The organism is uncultured Eudoraea sp. (genome assembly GCF_947258925.1).
Lineage (GTDB): Bacteria > Bacteroidota > Bacteroidia > Flavobacteriales > Flavobacteriaceae > Eudoraea.
Genome location: NZ_CAMYKG010000017.1, coordinates 31631 through 48785, shown reverse-complemented (window position 1 = coordinate 48785; position 17155 = coordinate 31631). Strand labels below are relative to the sequence as shown.

The 17155-nt window shown below is 37.5% G+C and carries 15 protein-coding genes; 2 read left to right on the top strand and 13 right to left on the bottom strand.

What is annotated here, in order from left to right; all coding sequences use genetic code 11:
- The coding region (locus Q0X77_RS07685) for an HAD family hydrolase (RefSeq protein ID WP_297795461.1) at nt 1-792 on the bottom strand (792 nt) is incomplete at its 3' end.
- 84 nt (nt 793-876) lie between these two features.
- Between Q0X77_RS07685 and Q0X77_RS07680 the strand changes: the two genes are divergently transcribed.
- Complete coding sequence (locus tag Q0X77_RS07680) at nt 877-1299, top strand: secondary thiamine-phosphate synthase enzyme YjbQ (protein ID WP_297795458.1); 423 nt, start codon at nt 877-879, stop codon at nt 1297-1299.
- Nucleotides 1300-1366: 67 nt separating this feature from the next.
- On the opposite strand, the gene rplT is transcribed toward Q0X77_RS07680, so the two are convergent.
- The 5 genes from rplT to Q0X77_RS07655 form a co-directional block, all read right to left on the bottom strand.
- Nucleotides 1367-1711, bottom strand: coding sequence for a 50S ribosomal protein L20 (gene rplT / locus Q0X77_RS07675; RefSeq protein WP_297795455.1), 345 nt, complete (start codon nt 1709-1711; stop codon nt 1367-1369).
- Between the two features lie 99 nt (nt 1712-1810).
- The gene (gene rpmI / locus Q0X77_RS07670) at nt 1811-2008 is read right to left on the bottom strand and encodes a 50S ribosomal protein L35 (protein ID WP_297795452.1); all 198 of its coding nucleotides are present in this window, start codon (nt 2006-2008) and stop codon (nt 1811-1813) included.
- A gap of 40 nt (nt 2009-2048) precedes the next feature.
- The gene (infC, locus tag Q0X77_RS07665) at nt 2049-2597 is read right to left on the bottom strand and encodes a translation initiation factor IF-3 (RefSeq protein ID WP_297795527.1); all 549 of its coding nucleotides are present in this window, start codon (nt 2595-2597) and stop codon (nt 2049-2051) included.
- 36 nt (nt 2598-2633) lie between these two features.
- Nucleotides 2634-4574 carry a threonine--tRNA ligase gene (gene thrS / locus Q0X77_RS07660; RefSeq protein ID WP_297795450.1) on the bottom strand — a complete coding sequence of 647 codons (1941 nt, stop codon included), beginning with the start codon at nt 4572-4574 and terminating at the stop codon, nt 2634-2636.
- A 135-nt stretch (nt 4575-4709) separates the two neighbouring features.
- Entirely contained in the window at nt 4710-4937 is a 228-nt protein-coding gene (locus Q0X77_RS07655) for a DUF6095 family protein (RefSeq protein ID WP_297795449.1), read from the bottom strand.
- A gap of 157 nt (nt 4938-5094) precedes the next feature.
- Here Q0X77_RS07655 and Q0X77_RS07650 point away from each other — a divergent pair, with 157 nt between their 5' ends.
- A complete protein-coding gene (locus Q0X77_RS07650; RefSeq protein WP_297795447.1) occupies nt 5095-6222 on the top strand; it encodes a glycerate kinase in 1128 nt (375 codons plus the stop codon).
- A gap of 24 nt (nt 6223-6246) precedes the next feature.
- Here the strand turns inward: Q0X77_RS07650 and Q0X77_RS07645 are convergent, their stop codons facing one another.
- From Q0X77_RS07645 to Q0X77_RS07615, 7 genes are all read right to left on the bottom strand, one after another.
- On the bottom strand, nt 6247-7137 hold the full coding sequence (locus Q0X77_RS07645; RefSeq protein WP_297795446.1) for a DUF4249 family protein: 891 nt from the start codon (nt 7135-7137) through the stop codon (nt 6247-6249).
- 8 nt (nt 7138-7145) lie between these two features.
- On the bottom strand, nt 7146-9548 hold the full coding sequence (locus Q0X77_RS07640; RefSeq protein ID WP_297795444.1) for a TonB-dependent receptor: 2403 nt from the start codon (nt 9546-9548) through the stop codon (nt 7146-7148).
- A 103-nt stretch (nt 9549-9651) separates the two neighbouring features.
- Nucleotides 9652-11871, bottom strand: coding sequence for an NADP-dependent isocitrate dehydrogenase (locus Q0X77_RS07635; RefSeq protein ID WP_297795441.1), 2220 nt, complete (start codon nt 11869-11871; stop codon nt 9652-9654).
- A gap of 961 nt (nt 11872-12832) precedes the next feature.
- Nucleotides 12833-14167 carry a carboxypeptidase-like regulatory domain-containing protein gene (locus tag Q0X77_RS07630; RefSeq protein ID WP_297795438.1) on the bottom strand — a complete coding sequence of 445 codons (1335 nt, stop codon included), beginning with the start codon at nt 14165-14167 and terminating at the stop codon, nt 12833-12835.
- Nucleotides 14168-14352: 185 nt separating this feature from the next.
- Entirely contained in the window at nt 14353-14583 is a 231-nt protein-coding gene (locus Q0X77_RS07625) for a hypothetical protein (RefSeq protein ID WP_297795436.1), read from the bottom strand.
- A gap of 162 nt (nt 14584-14745) precedes the next feature.
- Entirely contained in the window at nt 14746-15555 is an 810-nt protein-coding gene (locus Q0X77_RS07620) for an inositol oxygenase family protein (protein ID WP_297795433.1), read from the bottom strand.
- Between the two features lies 1 nt (nt 15556).
- Nucleotides 15557-17155 carry a solute:sodium symporter family transporter gene (locus tag Q0X77_RS07615; protein ID WP_297795430.1) on the bottom strand — a complete coding sequence of 533 codons (1599 nt, stop codon included), beginning with the start codon at nt 17153-17155 and terminating at the stop codon, nt 15557-15559.

Sequence of the window (17155 nt, the reverse complement as noted above, 5' to 3'; positions counted from 1 at the left end):
CTTTATAACTTTTTCCAGAATTTGTTCCACTCCAAAATTATCGTTGCTTAAAGTTTGGTAATTGGCTGCGTCGAGAACATTTGGATGAGCATTAGACATGGCAAAACTATATTTTGCCAGGGCAAGCATTTCCAGGTCGTTATTATAATCGCCAAAAACCATGGTTTCTGAGGGACTAATGTTTTCCCGCTCCTGGATCTTTTTTAAAGCAAAACCTTTATGCGCATTTAGATGAGAAATATCTACCCAGTTTTCACCGGACACTTTCACCTTAAATTTGGCTTCAAGGTGTTTAACGACAGGATATATGTGTTTTTCAGAGCCCCCATAATGATATACTGCTATTTTCATTACCTCTCGATCAAACTCCTGTAGGTCTTCAATAACCTCAAATTTGGTATAGTATTCCCGGAGTGTTGTAATGAATTTTGAGGATTCTCCATGAATATACGCATTCTGTTTGCTGCACAAGACCGGATGAGCTCCTTCAATCTGTTCCAGTATGTCCAGTATGGAATTCTTGGAATTTGATTCTAATGGAGTTGATAACAGCTCGCGATCTTTTTGCATGGCAAAACCACCATTTTCTGCGATAATAATAATTTCATTTCTAATTGGGTATAATTTCTCAGCAATACTGTTGTATTGACGGCCACTTGCAGCTGCAAAAAGGACATTCTTTTTTTTTAATTCCTCAAATTGCCTGAAAAAAAGGGAACTCACTTCATGTTTGGAATTTAACAAGGTTCCATCCATATCGGCAACAACCATTTTTACATCTGACAAATTCATATAACTCTTTAATGATGGCAAAGGTATTTTTTATGTTTAAATTTCAGGTATCTTTCATTAATTTTTAAGCTAAGATTATTGGCTATGCATATTTATCAAAAGGAAATACGTTTGCGGCCCTACAGACGAGGGTATCATTTAATAACAGATTTTATAGTAGAGAGTCTCCCGGAAATAACGCGACTTAAAATAGGGATGTTGCAAGTTTTTATTAAACATACCTCTGCTAGTTTAACTATTAACGAAAACGCCGATGCAACTGTGCGTTCAGATTTTGAATCACATATGAATGTTATGGTGCCCGAAGAAGCGCCATATTATAAGCACACTTATGAAGGTTCAGATGATATGCCTGCTCATATAAAAGCTTCTTTAATGGGGTCCTCAGTTCAAATCCCCATTAGGGACGGACACCTAAATCTTGGTATTTGGCAAGGGGTATATTTATGTGAACATAGAAATAATGCTTCCGGTCGAAGCCTGGTTATTAGCTGTTTTGGCACCTAGCCAGTTTAAAGCTATAAAAAAAGCCCCAACGGTATCCGTCAGGGCTTTTTAGCGAGAATTCTTACGATTATTTTACTTTATCCACAATGGCTTTAAAAGCATCCGGGTGGTTCATGGCCAAGTCAGCAAGAACCTTTCTATTGAGTTCTATGTTATTGGCTTTTATTTTTCCCATGAATTGCGAATAGGACATTCCATGTAATCTTGCACCAGCATTAATACGGGTGATCCATAACGCACGGAAATTTCTTTTCTTATTTCTACGGTCTCTATAAGCATATACCATTGCTTTTTCCACCGCATTTTTGGCTACTGTCCAAACGTTTTTACGTCTTCCGAAGTAACCTTTTGCTTGCTTCATCACCTTTTTTCTTCTGGCTCTTGAAGCGACTGAATTTACTGATCTTGGCATTTTTTTACTTTTTTTTGTAGTAGGCGGTTTAAGAATATGATCTAAAAAACACTTTTATGGCCTAACTCCAGGGTTAATATTAATTACCTAAGGAACAATTTATTTTAGCGTTAATTGTCCTTTAATGTTTGGCACATCGGCGTCATGTACCAACGTCGAATGTGTCAACTTAAGCTTGCGCTTTTTCGATTTCTTTGTCAAAATATGACTCTTAAAAGCGTGCTTTCTCTTAATTTTTCCGGAACCGGTAAGCTTAAAACGCTTTTTGGCACTGGATTTTGTTTTCATTTTAGGCATTTTCTTCCTATTTGTTAATTAATCTCGCTTATTTTCTTACTTATTTTTTTGTTTTAGGTGCTATGAACATTGTCATTCGCTTTCCTTCAAGTTTAGGCATTTGTTCCACCTTGCCAAATTCTTCCAATTCCTGGGCGAGCTTTAACAAGAGTATTTCACCTTTATCTTTATAAACAATAGATCGTCCTTTGAAAAATACATAAGCTTTTAATTTGGCGCCATCCTTCAGAAACTTTTCAGCATGTTTCTTTTTAAAATCATAATCATGATCATCTGTATTTGGTCCAAATCTTATTTCCTTTACAATAACCTTTGTAGCTTTCGCCTTCATTACCTTTTCCCTCTTTTTCTGCTCGTAAAGGAATTTCTTGTAATCTATGATCTTACATACGGGCGGATCAGCTTTTGGTGATATTTCTACTAAATCGAGGCCTAGTTCTTCTGCCATGGAAATTGCTTTAGCAATGGGAAATACCCCCATTTCAACGTTGTCACCTACCAAACGGACATTTGGTGATGTAATCTTTTCATTGATTCTGTGAGGATTCTTGTTTTCCCTCCTAGGTTGGGGCCTAAATCTTCTTCGTATTGCTATGGCTTATATATTTAATTAAACTTAATTTTTTTAAAATGACTTCAAAGTACTATTTATTTCCTTTTCAACCAAGTTTGCAAATGCTTTCACACTAATCATTCCAAGGTCTTCACCCCCATGTTTGCGAACCGAAACGGTATTTTCAGCCTCTTCATTTTCTCCTACGATAAGCATAAATGGGATTTTATTCATTTCTGCCTCACGTATTTTCTTTCCTACAGTCTCATTTCTTGCATCAGAGAGCGCGCGAATTTCGTGATTTTCTAGTGAATTTAAAACTTTTTCGGCATATTTTTCATGTTTCTCGCTTACCGGCAATACAATAGCCTGATCCGGCGTAAGCCATAAAGGAAAATTTCCGCCTGTATGTTCGAGCAATAGAGCTACAAATCGCTCCATACTCCCAAAAGGGGCTCTGTGAATCATAACGGGTCTGTGTTCCTCATTATCACTGCCTTTATAAGTAAGGTCAAATCGCTCTGGTAAGTTGTAATCAACCTGAATGGTACCCAATTGCCAGTTTCTGCCTAAGGCATCTTTTACCATGAAATCCAACTTTGGGCCATAAAATGCAGCCTCTCCTTTTTCAATTACAAAATTCAACCCTTTTTCTTCTGCCGCGTTAATTATAGCATTTTCAGCTTTTTCCCAGTTTTCAACGGAACCAATATATTTCTCAGGCTTTTCAAGGTCTCTTATAGATACCTGAGCCGTAAAATCTTCAAAACCCAAAGAGCCTAATACATAAAGTGAAAGGTCAATAACGTCGATAAATTCCTGATGTAATTGATCGGGTGTGCAGAATAAATGCGCATCGTCTTGGGTAAATCCTCTGACTCTTGTAAGTCCATGGAGTTCTCCACTTTGCTCATACCGATACACTGTTCCAAATTCAGCAAATCGTTTGGGAAGATCCCTGTAGCTCAAAGGCTTGGATTTATAAATTTCACAGTGGTGCGGACAATTCATAGGTTTTAATAAGAACTCTTCTTCTTCCCTGGGCGTATGAATTGGTTGAAAGCTGTCTTCGCCATATTTATCATAATGTCCGGAAGTTACATATAAATCTTTCTGACCAATATGAGGAGTGATTACCATTTCATAACCAGCCTTTTTTTGCGCTTTTTTCAGGAAGTTTTCAAGACGTTCTCTTAGGGCTGCCCCTTTTGGAAGCCACAGAGGCAATCCTTGTCCCACTTTTTTAGAAAATGTAAATAATTCTAGTTCCTTACCTAGTTTCCTATGATCTCGTTTTTTAGCTTCTTCCAATAACTCAAGATATTCGGTCAGCTCCTTTTGTTTTGGGAAAGATATACCGTAAACACGGGTAAGTTGCGTATTATTTTCATCACCGCGCCAGTAGGCCCCGGCAACGTTCATTATTTTAATAGCCTTTACAATACTTGTATTTGGAATATGACCGCCCCTACATAGATCAGTAAAAGTGTCGTGATCACAAAATGTAATACTGCCATCCTCAAGATTATCAATAAGCTCAACCTTATATTCATTTCCCTGGTTTTTATAAAATTGCAGGGCATCTTTCTTGCTCACCGAACGCATTTTGAAATCGTGTTTCCCCCTCGCAATTTCCATTGCTTTCTTTTCAATGGCTGGGAAATCTTTATCGGAAATTGTATGCTCCCCAAAGTCAACATCATAATAAAATCCATTTTCAATAGCCGGACCAATGGTAAGTTTGATCCCGGGGTATAATTCCTCCAATGCCTGGGCTATGATATGTGACGAAGAGTGCCAGAATGCTTTTTTACCTTCAGTATTGCTCCATGTGTAGAGGATAAGATTACCATCTTCATTCAAAGGTGTAATTGTCTCTACCACCGTATCATTGAATTTAGCGGAAATAACATTCCTTGCTAAACCTTCACTAATACTTCTGGCCACATCCATTGGGGTGCTACCTTGCTTATACTCTTTTATTGTTCCGTCCGGAAGCGTAATTTTGATCATAATGCCTACCCTTTCATTGTAGATTGGCAAAGATAGTGCGTTGGGATTAAGCGGACAATAACATTCAAAAGGTTTTACGAATAACCTACTCCATTTCTTTAGTATTGAATGGATAGTTAAGGTTTGTATTAATATTCACTTCTTTTTGCCAAAAAGCGCATCAATTATTGTTTTAATGCTTTTAAAACCCATGAAAATGGCCGCTATAGCAAGACAAAATCCAATGATAAGAACCGGAATATAAAAGGGGTGACCCTGATTCTTAAATGCCTGAAATAGTACGATGGGGGCACTGAACATAAGGCCTGTAGTATAGGCAAGAAATTTTATTCCTCTAATCAATAATTCCTTGTTTGTTTTCATATTTGGCCCATGCCAGTTTGGTCTGGTTAAAATTAAGAATATTGGGCTATATTTATACAAATAGCGTTTACAAATTGACGCAATACTTTTCTGTGTAAAATCAGATCAATAAATGGATAGCCTGCTATTGGTATCAAGATCATAAATAGAAAGATATATGAATTTCCTTCTGGTTCCGGATAAATTTAAGGGATCTCTTAGTGCTAAACAGGTAATAGATGCTATTAGCAGATCGGTTTACGTTACTCATCCGCGAGCAAATATTTACAGTGTTGCGGCTTCCGATGGAGGAGAAGGATTTCTTGAATCTGTGCGATTTTATATGGACTTGGAATCTATTGAGATTAATACAACAGATCCTTTAGGGAGAAAAATAAAAACCGAATATTTATTGAACCGGCAAACAGGAGAAGCCTACATTGAACTCGCAAAAGCTTCAGGACTGGAATTATTGAAGAAAGAGGAACGCAATCCTTTGCTAACCTCAACGAAAGGTACAGGGATTCAAATAAAAGATGCAGTTTTAAGAGGTGCAAAAAAAATATATATTGGCCTGGGGGGAAGTGCAACTACCGATGCAGGTTTGGGAATTGCTGCGGCTTTTGATTTTTTGCTCTTAGATGAATTAGGGAATTCACTGGAACCAATAGGTAAAAATTTATCAAAGATTAGTACAATAGAACCGTCGAACTTCTTGAAAGCGCATAAAAATTTACAAATTTATGCCGTTAACGATGTAGAAAATCCGCTATTTGGCCCAACTGGAGCAGCGTATGTTTATTCCGCCCAGAAAGGAGCAAATAAAGAGGAAATAATATTCCTTGACAAAGGTTTACAAAACTTGCAAACTATTGTAAAACGGGATATGGGAAAGGACTATGCACACCTACCTGGATGTGGAGCTGCAGGAGGTGCAGCATATGGTTTAAAAACATTTCTAAATGCGAAATTTATCAGCGGTACTGATTTCTTGTTCCAATTGGCGGCCATTGAACAACTATTAGAATCCAATCCAATAGATTTTATTATTACCGGAGAAGGTAAAATTGATGAACAGACTTTTAGTGGTAAGTTAATTCATGGTATTCTGGAATTTGGCAAGGCTCATTCCATTCCGGTTATAGCTATATGTGGAACTCTGGAGTTAGATAAGGAACTATGTCTTGCAAAAGGACTCCATGCAGTATTGGAGGTAAGAGATCCTTCAAAATCATTGGCATTTAACATGGAAAATGCTGCTTCCTTAATTGAAAAAAGCATCGTTCAATATATGAAGTTACGATGATATTTAAGCCCATATTGGCTAAATTCATTCTAGAATTATACTGGTTTTGTATTGCTGAACAATTGCAAAATACCCCAATGGAAATATGTCAGGTTGACCCACGTTATCAGAGATATCAATGTTATCAATATCCGTCACGTCAGACATATTACCCCGAACAGTGGCCACCGGGGTCGCAAATACACCTGCATTGTTAGTGGTTTGCTCAATCAGCAAATCCATATAGTTATAAAATGTCTCATCCGCCCCCATTAGTCCAATTTCTATTTCTGTATTCGCTTCAAATTTTTGATCATAGAAGTATGAAAAACTAAATTCCTGGCCTTTATAAAATGTATCTTCGGTGACAAGGAATTCAGCAAAATCGAAGTCGAAAAGGTAAAAGTTGTCCTCATCGGGATTATCCGTAAAGGTTACAATAATTTCGGTTTCATCATCGGTGAATAAGTTTCCATCACCTTGAAAGACAGAGTCAATGGGAACAGCGGGTACATATGTAGTCGATCCAAGATACAGCCGTCCCTCATGCCTTATTAAAAGGTTAAAAACTAAATTCCTGTCTAAGATGCTCGTTGGTATTCTTTGATCTGATGAAAAATTGGGATCAGGGGTGTAAATTCCCGATCCAGGGTCTAACTCTGCTAAACTGGAGAAAAATGAATTAATGATTGTTCCATCTTCATACTCATCATATTGAATTATTACGCTTTCAGCAGAGGTGGGTGTATTATCACTAAAAAAATCACTGCTCAATGATAACTTAACTTCTACGGGAACATAGGGTTCATCTATATCAACACGTATCAAGGCATCTATGATCAGTCTTGGCTCTTCATTGGGAACTTCCACATCAATGACCTCCTCACAGGCAACATTTAGCATTAGAACTATAAAAAGACCGACGTATTTTTTCATAGGATAAACTAAAATTTAAAGTTATAAGTTACCGAAGGCACAATACCAAAAATAGAAGTACGTATCGCTTCGTTGGCCCCGGTATCCTGATTTTGTCTGAAAGTAATGGATGCGGCATTCATACGGTTGTATACATTATAAATACTAAATACCCATTCAGATTTCCAATTTCTGCCTGCATTTTTCCTCGGTGTCAGTGTAGCTGAAATATCAAGTCTGTGGTAATCAGGTAAACGTTCCTCATTACGCAATCCGTAATATGGCACTACTATACCCTGAAATTCGAACTGGCCTACAGGATAGTTGGTGGGTTGACCGGTTTGATATACAAAATTACTATTAAAAGTCCATTTTTTGTTCAGGTTATAACTTCCGTATAACGAGATATCGTGTGTTTTGTCATAGGGAGTGCTATACCATTCTCCCAGATTGATCCCAGTTTCCAGATTAGACCTTCCATTATCTTCTACAGCGGCTCTTCCCGGAGTCCTTTGTTCTGAACGAGATAAGGTGTAAGCAAGCCATCCCTGAAACTTTCCTTGATTTTTTCTAAAGAGCAACTCAAGCCCATAAGCCCGGGCGGTACCATTTAAAATGACTTGTTCTATAGCATTATTTGCAATAAGGTTTGCTCCATCTATATAATCTATTCTATTTTGTATGTCTTTATAGAAAACTTCAGTTTCAAAAGAATAATCCCCGTTTTTTATATTTCTGAAATAGCCCAATGCATACTGATCTAACAGCTGTGGTTTAATAAACGGGCCACTTGGTGTCCAGACATCTAAAGGTGTAGGGGAACTGGTATTAGAAAGTAAGTGAAGGTATTGTGACAATCTTGTATAGCTGGCTTTTAAAGAATTATCCGGGTTTAGTGTATAAGCCAATGATATGCGGGGTTCCAAATTTGCAAATGAAGCCAGGGTTTCACCTCTTCCGGGATTAATGGTTCCTATTGGCTCTGCCGGTTTATAAATAAGCAGAAATGGATCAAATTCTACCGGGTTGTTATTTGCATAAACATTTAATTCATCCTGACCCAATCTCATAAAATAACTAAACCTCAACCCGTATTCCAAACTCAAGTCCTCCGTCACATTATGCTCCACATCGATGTATGCTGCAAATTCATTTGCATATTTTTCAATAAGTTGTTCCTCTACGATACCTGATTCCGGGCTATTAGGCACGATTTTCCCCGGGTTGAATTTATAGTAGATATTATTTATTCCATAATTGAGGCGTAATTTTTCACTTAGATAATGCTTAAGGTCGTATTTCACATTAAAATTCTGAATACCTGAATTCCATTTGAACCCAACAAAATCCAGCTCCAAACCATAATAATAGTCAGAATATATTAAAGAGAGGTTCGAAAATAGTTTATTGGAGAAAAGGTGGTTCCAACGAAAATTAACCACACCATTGCCGTAGGTATTTTCGAAATTATCAGAAATGCTAAAAACATCACGCCCAAAATATCCTGAAAGGTAAATACTGTTCCTTTCATTGAATTTATAGTTCAACTTAGCATTTAGATCGTAGAAATAGGCTTTATTTGGAAAATCGAAAAGAGGGAGGAACAAATGTGCATAGGAAGCCCTGCCACCAATTAAAAATGCAGCTTTTTCTTTAACAATTGGCCCTTCGGCAAGTAACCTGCTGGCTACAGCTCCAATTCCTCCGGTCATATGAAATTTATTGCTGTTTCCTTCCTTTTGAAATATTTCAAGTACGGAGGAAACACGCCCGCCATACCTGGAGGGGATAGCACCTTTTAATAGTTTAACATCTTTTATGGCATCCGGATTAAAAACAGAGAAAAAACCAAATAAATGGGAAGAGTTAAAAATAGTGGCTTCATCGAGTAGAATGAGGTTTTGATCTACGGCACCACCACGCACGTTAAAACCGGATGAGGCTTCACCTGCACTGGTCACTCCCGGCAATAGAATAAGTGATTTGATTACATCGGCCTCACCCAAAACAACCGGGATTTTTTTGATAGATTGTGCAGAAAGGGTATTTACACTCATTTGAGGTTTACGAATATTAATTTTTTCAACATCCTCCGTCACAACAACTTCATCTAATTGTTCGACTTCTTCAAACATTTCAAAATTTAATCTTAGGTCCTGGTCTAGAGATATGGTCTGCACTATTTCCTGATAGCCTAAATAACTGATTCTAATCTGGTATTGCCCTTCTGGTAGGGTTATTGAATAAAAACCATAATCATTTGTAGTAACCCCGGTGTTCAGTTCGGATATAATTAAAGTAACTCCTATTAGGTTTTCATTGCTCGAAGCTTCTGTAATATTTCCGCTAAGGGTGAACTTTTGTTGTGATAAAAGTGTAAAGGAGATTAGAAAAAAGACAGTGTTTATCCAAAATCGCCAGTGTTGGTGCATTAAAATAGTTTTAATCAAAAATATATAATAAGATCCTAGTGAAAATCTTACTTGCCGGAATTTAAATTAACTCCATTCATCTGCACTTTGGTATTTACCGGATCTACAATTGTTCGAGCAAGGAATTCAAGGTACTACTGGGCCTCATTGCCTCGCCCATAAGGGAAGGATCTGGTTTGTAATAGCCTCCAATATTCTGTGGGGTACCCTGAGCACTAATCAATTCTTCCAGAATTTTCGTACTGTTATTTTCAAGTGCATTTCCAAGCTTTGTAAAAATGGCTTTTAATTCCTTGTCATCTTCTTGCCTTGCTAACGCCATTGCCCAATATAATCCTAAATAAAAATGACTACCCCTGGTATCTAATTCACCTACTTTTCTTGAAGGAGATTTATCAGCATCTAAAAATTCTTCTGTGGCTTCATCCAAAGCTTTTGCCATTACTAAAGCCTTGGAATTCTCATTTTTAGTCCCATAATAGTCAAGTGAAACGCTGAGTGCTAAAAACTCTCCTAACGAATCCCACCTTAGATGACCTTCTTCAAGGAATTGTTCCACGTGCTTTGGGGCCGAACCACCGGCACCAGTTTCAAATAATCCACCACCATTCATTAAGGGTACTATTGAGAGCATTTTTGCACTTGTCCCCACTTCCAGTATGGGAAATAGGTCTGTCAGGTAGTCCCTCAACACATTTCCGGATACCGAGATAGTGTCTTCACCTGCTTTAAGCCTGCCAAGCGTAAAATTTGTGGCTTCAACCGGCGCTAATATCCTTAAGTCCAAGCCCGAAGTATCATATTTAAGAAGATAGTGATTTACTTTTTTTATCAATTCTGCATCATGGGCACGTTCCTTATCCAGCCAAAAAACAGCGGGAGTATTGGAAGTTCTTGCTCTTGTCACAGCAAGTTTAACCCAATCTTCTATTGGCGCATCCTTTACCTGGCACATTCTCCAAATATCACCTGTTTCGACTTGGTGTTTTATCAATTCTTGTCCGGTATGCTTATCCATGACACTTACAGAACCGTTCTTTTCTATTTCAAAAGTTTTGTCATGCGACCCATATTCTTCTGCCTTCTGAGCCATAAGGCCAACATTGGGTACGGTCCCCATGGTCCTGGGATCAAAAGCTCCATGTTCTTTACAGAAATCTATAGTGGCCTGATATATTCCGGCATAACTGCTATCGGGAATTATGGCCTTGGTGTCCTGGGATTTACCTTCTGAATTCCACATCTGACCCGAATTCCTGATCATAGCAGGCATTGATGCATCAATTATTATGTCACTTGGGACATGAAGGTTCGTTATGCCCTTATCCGAATTTACCATGGCTAGATCAGGACCATCCTGCAATGCTTTCATTATGGCCTGTTGAACTTCATCTCTTTTATCTTTAGGCAGGGTATTTAATTTTTCAAATAACACTTCAAGTCCATCATTGGAACTGATCCCTATTTCTTCAAAAAGCCTTGCATATTTATCAAAAACTTCAGCAAAATAAACTTCCATGACATGACCAAATATAATTGGGTCTGAGACTTTCATCATAGTAGCCTTGAGGTGGACAGAAAAGAGCACCTCTTTTCGCTTTGCATCTTCAACTTGTTCTTTAAGGAAGTTTATGAGGGCTGATTTGCTGAGAACCGTGGCATCAATGATTTCACCTTCCAGCAATGAAATATTGTCTTTTAAAATGGTTGTAGAACCATCATTGTCAGCGAAAATAATTCTTACCTCAGTAGCCTTTTCTATGGTTATTGACTTTTCATTGGATTTAAAATCACCATGTTGCATAGAGGCTACATGAGTCTTTGAATTTGAATCCCAGACACCCATTGAATGGGGATTCTTCTTCGCATAATTCTTTATCGGTTTGGGAGCTCTTCGGTCAGAATTCCCTTCACGTAAAACCGGATTTACAGCACTGCCTTTTATGCGATCATATCTGCCTTTAATCTCTTTTTCTTTTTCATTAGCAGGTTCATCCGGATAATCCGGTAATTTATACCCTTTGTTTTGTAACTCTTCAATGGCCTCCTTTAATTGGGGAATTGAAGCACTAATATTAGGTAGCTTTATGATATTGGCTTCAGGAGTTTTTGCCAGCATGCCCAACTCAGCCAGATCATCGGGGGTTTGTTGGTTTTCATCCAAAAAATCCGGAAAAACGGCCAAAATCCTGCTTGCGAGAGAGATATCCTTAACTTCAATGGCTACACCGGCGGTTTTAGTGAAAGCCTCTACTATGGGTAAAAATGATTGGGTTGCCAAAGCCGGAGCTTCATCAGTTTTGGTGTAAATTATTCTCTGCATAAATTAAAGCGGATTTGTTTAAAGCGCTGCAAATATACAATTTTAACAGGTCAAAAAACTACGGTTTTTTAAACTTTATCCTGGACGCGTAATTTAGCTGTATACATACGCTTTAAAAATCACATGGCTTTGGCGGGGACTATAAAATATATCAGAAACAGACTTATTAAAATATCATAAAATCATGTGGAAAGTAAATCGATGGTACAACTATTTAGCTTATTTATCAAGGATATTTTAGAAGAATGGAAACCGTAATTTTGGAAAAGAAAATTTTACAATAGTCAAAGAGACTGCTAGATGCAGTTTGTATTTTATACTACAAACTTAACACAAGCAGGAAAGTATTTTAAAAAACAAAAGCCATATCATCGTACAAGTACTTTGATATGGCTTTCTAGAAATAGTCAACAAAATTTTTCGTTCTGTACCAAGGTACAGGACTGCAACCATTGATTGCGCTTCATTAACTATATCAACGTTTGAAATTTTCTATGTCCTTAATTTTTCAACCAAGTAACACGTGAAGATTACTTCTTATCATTTTACTTCACCTATCTTAAACATAAAGCCTAAACTTTGCATTTAACGTAAATGAAACCATATAAGTCGGGAAAACTACAGCTCTCCTTCATTATACTCCTCTCTGGTTGAAATCAGGTAATAAATTACCGTTTTTCAATTTTGAGATTAAACAATAATATAAAGAACGTCAACTTTATAATGGTTTTAATGAATTACCCTAGACAGGTCTTTCCCTTAAACCATGATATAAATATATATTCTTTTTGAGTTAAAATCAAATATTTTAACATTTTAAAAATCAACAGGTTATGAACGTATTTTATAAACATTTGTTCATAACTCGTCTTTGTCTTACCCCTTGGGAGGTGAAGTGTATTCGTGCTGTGGAAATAAAAAGAAACGGCCTTATATAAGGCCGTTTTAAAGTTATTTTATTTTAAGGTGCAGATGTGCCACCATCAGGATTTGATCTTTTTAATTGACGCTGAATTTTTTTGATGGCAGATTCAATAGATTTTTCAGGTTCGATGATATTGTATTCTCCCCAGAAATCCGGATCTGTAAATCCTATAGCCGCGTCACTTAGTATAATAGAAGACTTTAATCTGTCTTTATATTTGGGAACTTCACCTGCGATATTCTTTTCCCAATCTGTTACCGCCATTTCGCAACTCATACTATATACCGAATTAAAAAGTTTTTTATCCCAGTTTATTTTAAACTCTAATAGTACATTACTATATCCGTAGTACCATCTTCCATTTTTTTCCCTATAATCTACCCTATATGCAATTTCTGTTGGGAATACCTTGGCGTTTCTGGGTTTTTTTCGAACGAACATTTTACTTGCCAAATATTTATCTGTGATATTCAAAGAATAAATAGCACTCGTGAGAATCTTATTTTCAGCATCTATAAATAATTCTCCCTGATAAAGCGGATCATAAATAGTAGGCAATTGCTTAAAACTTATTACATAAATTAATTTATCATTAATCCTGGTGGACCTTTCAAATTTGAAGTTATAATCATCCATTGAAGTTTCGCTGAAGATATATTCCGGATATTTCATGATGTCCACATAGAGGGCATTGAATGGCCCCCCCTGCAATTTAAGTGCAACAGTATCCAGTTTACTATAATCTGTACTTTTCCTGGCTTTGAATAGCTGTACAGCATCCTTTTTATTAGAGGAATAAGGCGATTTATATATGTTTACAACAGCTTCTGACAGCGATACATTTTTCTTTCTTTTTTTAATAGTTTCCCTATAAAATGCCGTCATAAGAGTAGGGTCTCCCAAGTAATTCTCCCCTTTCTTTCTAAGGGTTTCCTTAACCAGGGTGCGGGCGCTTTTTGGGATAACCACATCAACTTCTTCCAATTTGGTTATGGACACCGCCAGGGTAATTTTGTTATTATTCTCCTTTAACTGATTTAAAGGGATCAAAGAAGTTTTATAACCCAGGTAGGCTACAATAATATTTCCCTCGGTGATACTGGTTGGAATTTTAAGTAAAAATTTACCTTCGGTATTCGTAATTGTACTAATATTAGTACCTTCCAGGGTAAGCGTGGCAAAGACCAAAGGCTTCCTGTTTTCCGAGTCAACTACCTCTCCTTTATATTGGTTGAAAGATGTAACTTCCTGCGAATCCTCCTGGAAGAACACAGACCCCTGAACGGTAGCAGGTGTTCCCAACAGGCAGAGTATTACAACCAGACCGAATACTAGTAAATTCTTCGAATTGTGATCTTTTATATATTCCATGATTGAGATTTAAAATAATTATAGATTGCAAAATTATAATATAATGAAACATAAAATAATGATTTCGATCATCTTATATTGTTAATAAATCATAATTTTTCCACAATTAATTCCATTTAAATAAAATTAAAACTGGCATTAATTAATAATAACAGTTTGTAAAGGAAATAATTAGATATTATAAATCAGTCGAGTTTCACTTTTTGCCTATTCGCTAAATATTCATAAAGACTATTATCCTGCTCTCTGCCTATATTTAAGGATGGCGGAAGTGGACCCAAAGCTTTTTGATCCTCTTTCATTTCGGATATCAAATCCCCGGCAAGTTCTGGATTTGAAGAAAAGAGGTTTATCCTTCTACCCGGATCATCGGTAAATATAAATACAATTTTAGGTGAGTTCTCGCCGGGAGACATGTTCTGTTTATTTTAGTACAAGCAAGTAATAAAATGAATAGTATTGGATGTATAAAAAATAAGAAGCTAGGCCAGTAACCTTGATGCCTGGGAAATCGCACAAAAATATTCGACCTGAGAGTGTTCAATACGCAATTTTTATAGATCGCCTGAAGCTGGGAATTACCAATAGATGGGGCCTTTTCCAAGGTATTTCTCGGCAATCGGTAAATAATAATCTTTTATCTCGTCCAGATCATAGGTTTTTGTGCATTTGGTATAGAGATCATATTTATTGAAATCTCTTATCCATTCCAAATAATCCTTATCCTTGTCGCAAAGGAAGTGAGCATAACTTCCTCCACTATGCCATGGGTAGAAGGAATGATATCTTATCATAACCATTCCTTGTTCAGGGATTTGGTTTTCCTTATGGTTCCGGAGGACCTGAAACAGATATTCATCATGCCCCCATGCAAGATTCAGTTTATCCAGGCCACAATGTTTTTCGTAAATTCCTAATTCAGAATTATATCTGGGATCGCTCATATCCGGATTAAGTTGATTGAATTCCGGATAGACGCAGGAATCAGGAATAGCGCAGCCCACAACAAATACATCGCCAACCATACCCCACTGCTCATCCTGACTTGTTCCATCTTCATCACTTCCCCAAAGAAACATTACTTTACCAAGATCATGTATAAGTCCAACCAGTTGCATCCAATCCGGGCGCTTATCTTCACGGATAGCTTCAGCACTTTGAATAAGATGTTGCACATTAGGCAGATCCAGATCAGGATCGCTTACATCAATAAGATCATTTAAATGTGTCATTGCTTCCCATAAATGCATGGGTTTATCATACTTCAAATACTTGCCATGCATACGCTGTACATAATCATAAGTCTGCCTTTTCCGCATTTTACGATAATGTTCGCGCACCGCAGCATTGACATCGGTATCTTCGTAATTTCTAAATACTTTTTCCATACTAGACATTTCCAAGTAAAAGGTACAAAATAAAGGTGAATGCTACCAAAAAGAGACTGAAAGGACGGGCATATTTCCATGGTTTAACGTTCAAAATACCGGCATCCCGGATAACGAATGTTACCTTATTAGGGAAAAAATGGGATACTACAAGCATGACCGCAATATTTAGTACAAATTCAATTCCCCATATATGAACAAAATGCAGATCTATTTCAAGGACATAGTAAGTCAAAACATAAAACAACAATCCAAAGACAAGACCGGCTTTTGCTCCTGAAGCTGATACTTTAGGGAGTAGAAAGCCAGCAATAATTACACTTGCAATGGGAATGAAGAATATCCCGTTAAGTTGTTGCAGAAGTTGATAAAGCCCTTCGGGCGCATTGGCAACAAAAGGAGCTATACTTATTGCGAAGATAGCAAGGATAGCTGAAGTCCATTTCCCGATAATTACCAATTTCCTTTCTTTTGCATTTTTTTGGATATAGCGCTTAAAAATTCCCAGGCTGAATACCGTAGCCGCACTGTTTAATGCACTGTTGAAAGTAGTAAGTATGGCACCCATCATAACCGCCACAAAAAATCCTGTTAACCATTCAGGTAATACCATTTTCACCAGGTTGGGATAAACACTATCAGGGTTATCATAAAATTGTTCTCCGAAGTAATAAAAACCAATAAGCCCGGGCAGCACAATTACCAATGGAACAAGAATTTTCAACAGGCCGGTAAACAATAAACCTTTTTGAGCCTCCTTCAGACTTACGGCCCCCAGCACCCTTTGGATTATGGACTGGTGCATGGTCCAGAAATAGATTTGGTTTATCATCAAACCTGTGAAGAGCACTTCAAAGGGGAGGATAGCCGATCTTGATCCCGGTCCTGCTCCGGATTCACTACTTATTACATTAAATTTCCCCGGATTATTATCGAAGACTTTGCTAATTCCGGCAGCCAGATTCCCATCTCCTATACTCCAAAGTGCTAAAACAGGAACCAGCAATCCGGCAACCAGGAGACCAAACCCGTTAATGGTGTCTGTATAGGCGACCATCTTAAGTCCTCCGAATATGGCATATATGGCGCCTATTCCGCCAACCACAAGTATTGTAATCCAGATACCTTCTTTTTGACTCACATTTAACAGGTCAGAAATTTCAAAAATTTCTTCAATATTTAATGCTCCTGTATACAATACAATCGGTAACAGGGTAGCGACAAAAGAGATAATAAGCAACAATGCTACTATGGTTCTTGTAAGCCCATCAAATCGTTTTTCCAAAAATTCCGGGATGGTGGTAAGGCCCATTTTTAAATACCGGGGTGCAAAATACAAGGCTGCGATTACCAGTGCCAATGCCGATGTAACTTCCCATGCAACTATGATCGCACCATTTTTATAAGCGGACCCATTCATACCCACCAGATGCTCTGTGGAGATGTTTGTTAAGAGTAAAGATCCTGCAATTACCACCCCGGTAAGGGATCTGCCACCAAGAAAATAACCGTCTTTCGTGCTTAATTTATCCCGGCGAAGTTTCCAGGTAGCATATAAAGCTACGAAGCCGGTGAAGAGAATAAAAGTGAAAAATGTCAT

Coding starts and splice junctions, on each gene's coding strand:
- Q0X77_RS07680 (WP_297795458.1), top strand. CDS start 877: ATGCATATTTATCAAAAGGAAATACGTTTGCGGCCCTACAGACGAGGG.
- rplT (WP_297795455.1), bottom strand. CDS start 1,711: ATGCCAAGATCAGTAAATTCAGTCGCTTCAAGAGCCAGAAGAAAAAAG.
- rpmI (WP_297795452.1), bottom strand. CDS start 2,008: ATGCCTAAAATGAAAACAAAATCCAGTGCCAAAAAGCGTTTTAAGCTT.
- thrS (WP_297795450.1), bottom strand. CDS start 4,574: ATGATCAAAATTACGCTTCCGGACGGAACAATAAAAGAGTATAAGCAA.
- Q0X77_RS07655 (WP_297795449.1), bottom strand. CDS start 4,937: ATGAAAACAAACAAGGAATTATTGATTAGAGGAATAAAATTTCTTGCC.
- Q0X77_RS07650 (WP_297795447.1), top strand. CDS start 5,095: ATGAATTTCCTTCTGGTTCCGGATAAATTTAAGGGATCTCTTAGTGCT.
- Q0X77_RS07645 (WP_297795446.1), bottom strand. CDS start 7,137: ATGAAAAAATACGTCGGTCTTTTTATAGTTCTAATGCTAAATGTTGCC.
- Q0X77_RS07640 (WP_297795444.1), bottom strand. CDS start 9,548: ATGCACCAACACTGGCGATTTTGGATAAACACTGTCTTTTTTCTAATC.
- Q0X77_RS07635 (WP_297795441.1), bottom strand. CDS start 11,871: ATGCAGAGAATAATTTACACCAAAACTGATGAAGCTCCGGCTTTGGCA.
- Q0X77_RS07630 (WP_297795438.1), bottom strand. CDS start 14,167: ATGGAATATATAAAAGATCACAATTCGAAGAATTTACTAGTATTCGGT.
- Q0X77_RS07625 (WP_297795436.1), bottom strand. CDS start 14,583: ATGTCTCCCGGCGAGAACTCACCTAAAATTGTATTTATATTTACCGAT.
- Q0X77_RS07620 (WP_297795433.1), bottom strand. CDS start 15,555: ATGGAAAAAGTATTTAGAAATTACGAAGATACCGATGTCAATGCTGCG.
- Q0X77_RS07615 (WP_297795430.1), bottom strand. CDS start 17,155: ATGACATTTTTCACTTTTATTCTCTTCACCGGCTTCGTAGCTTTATAT.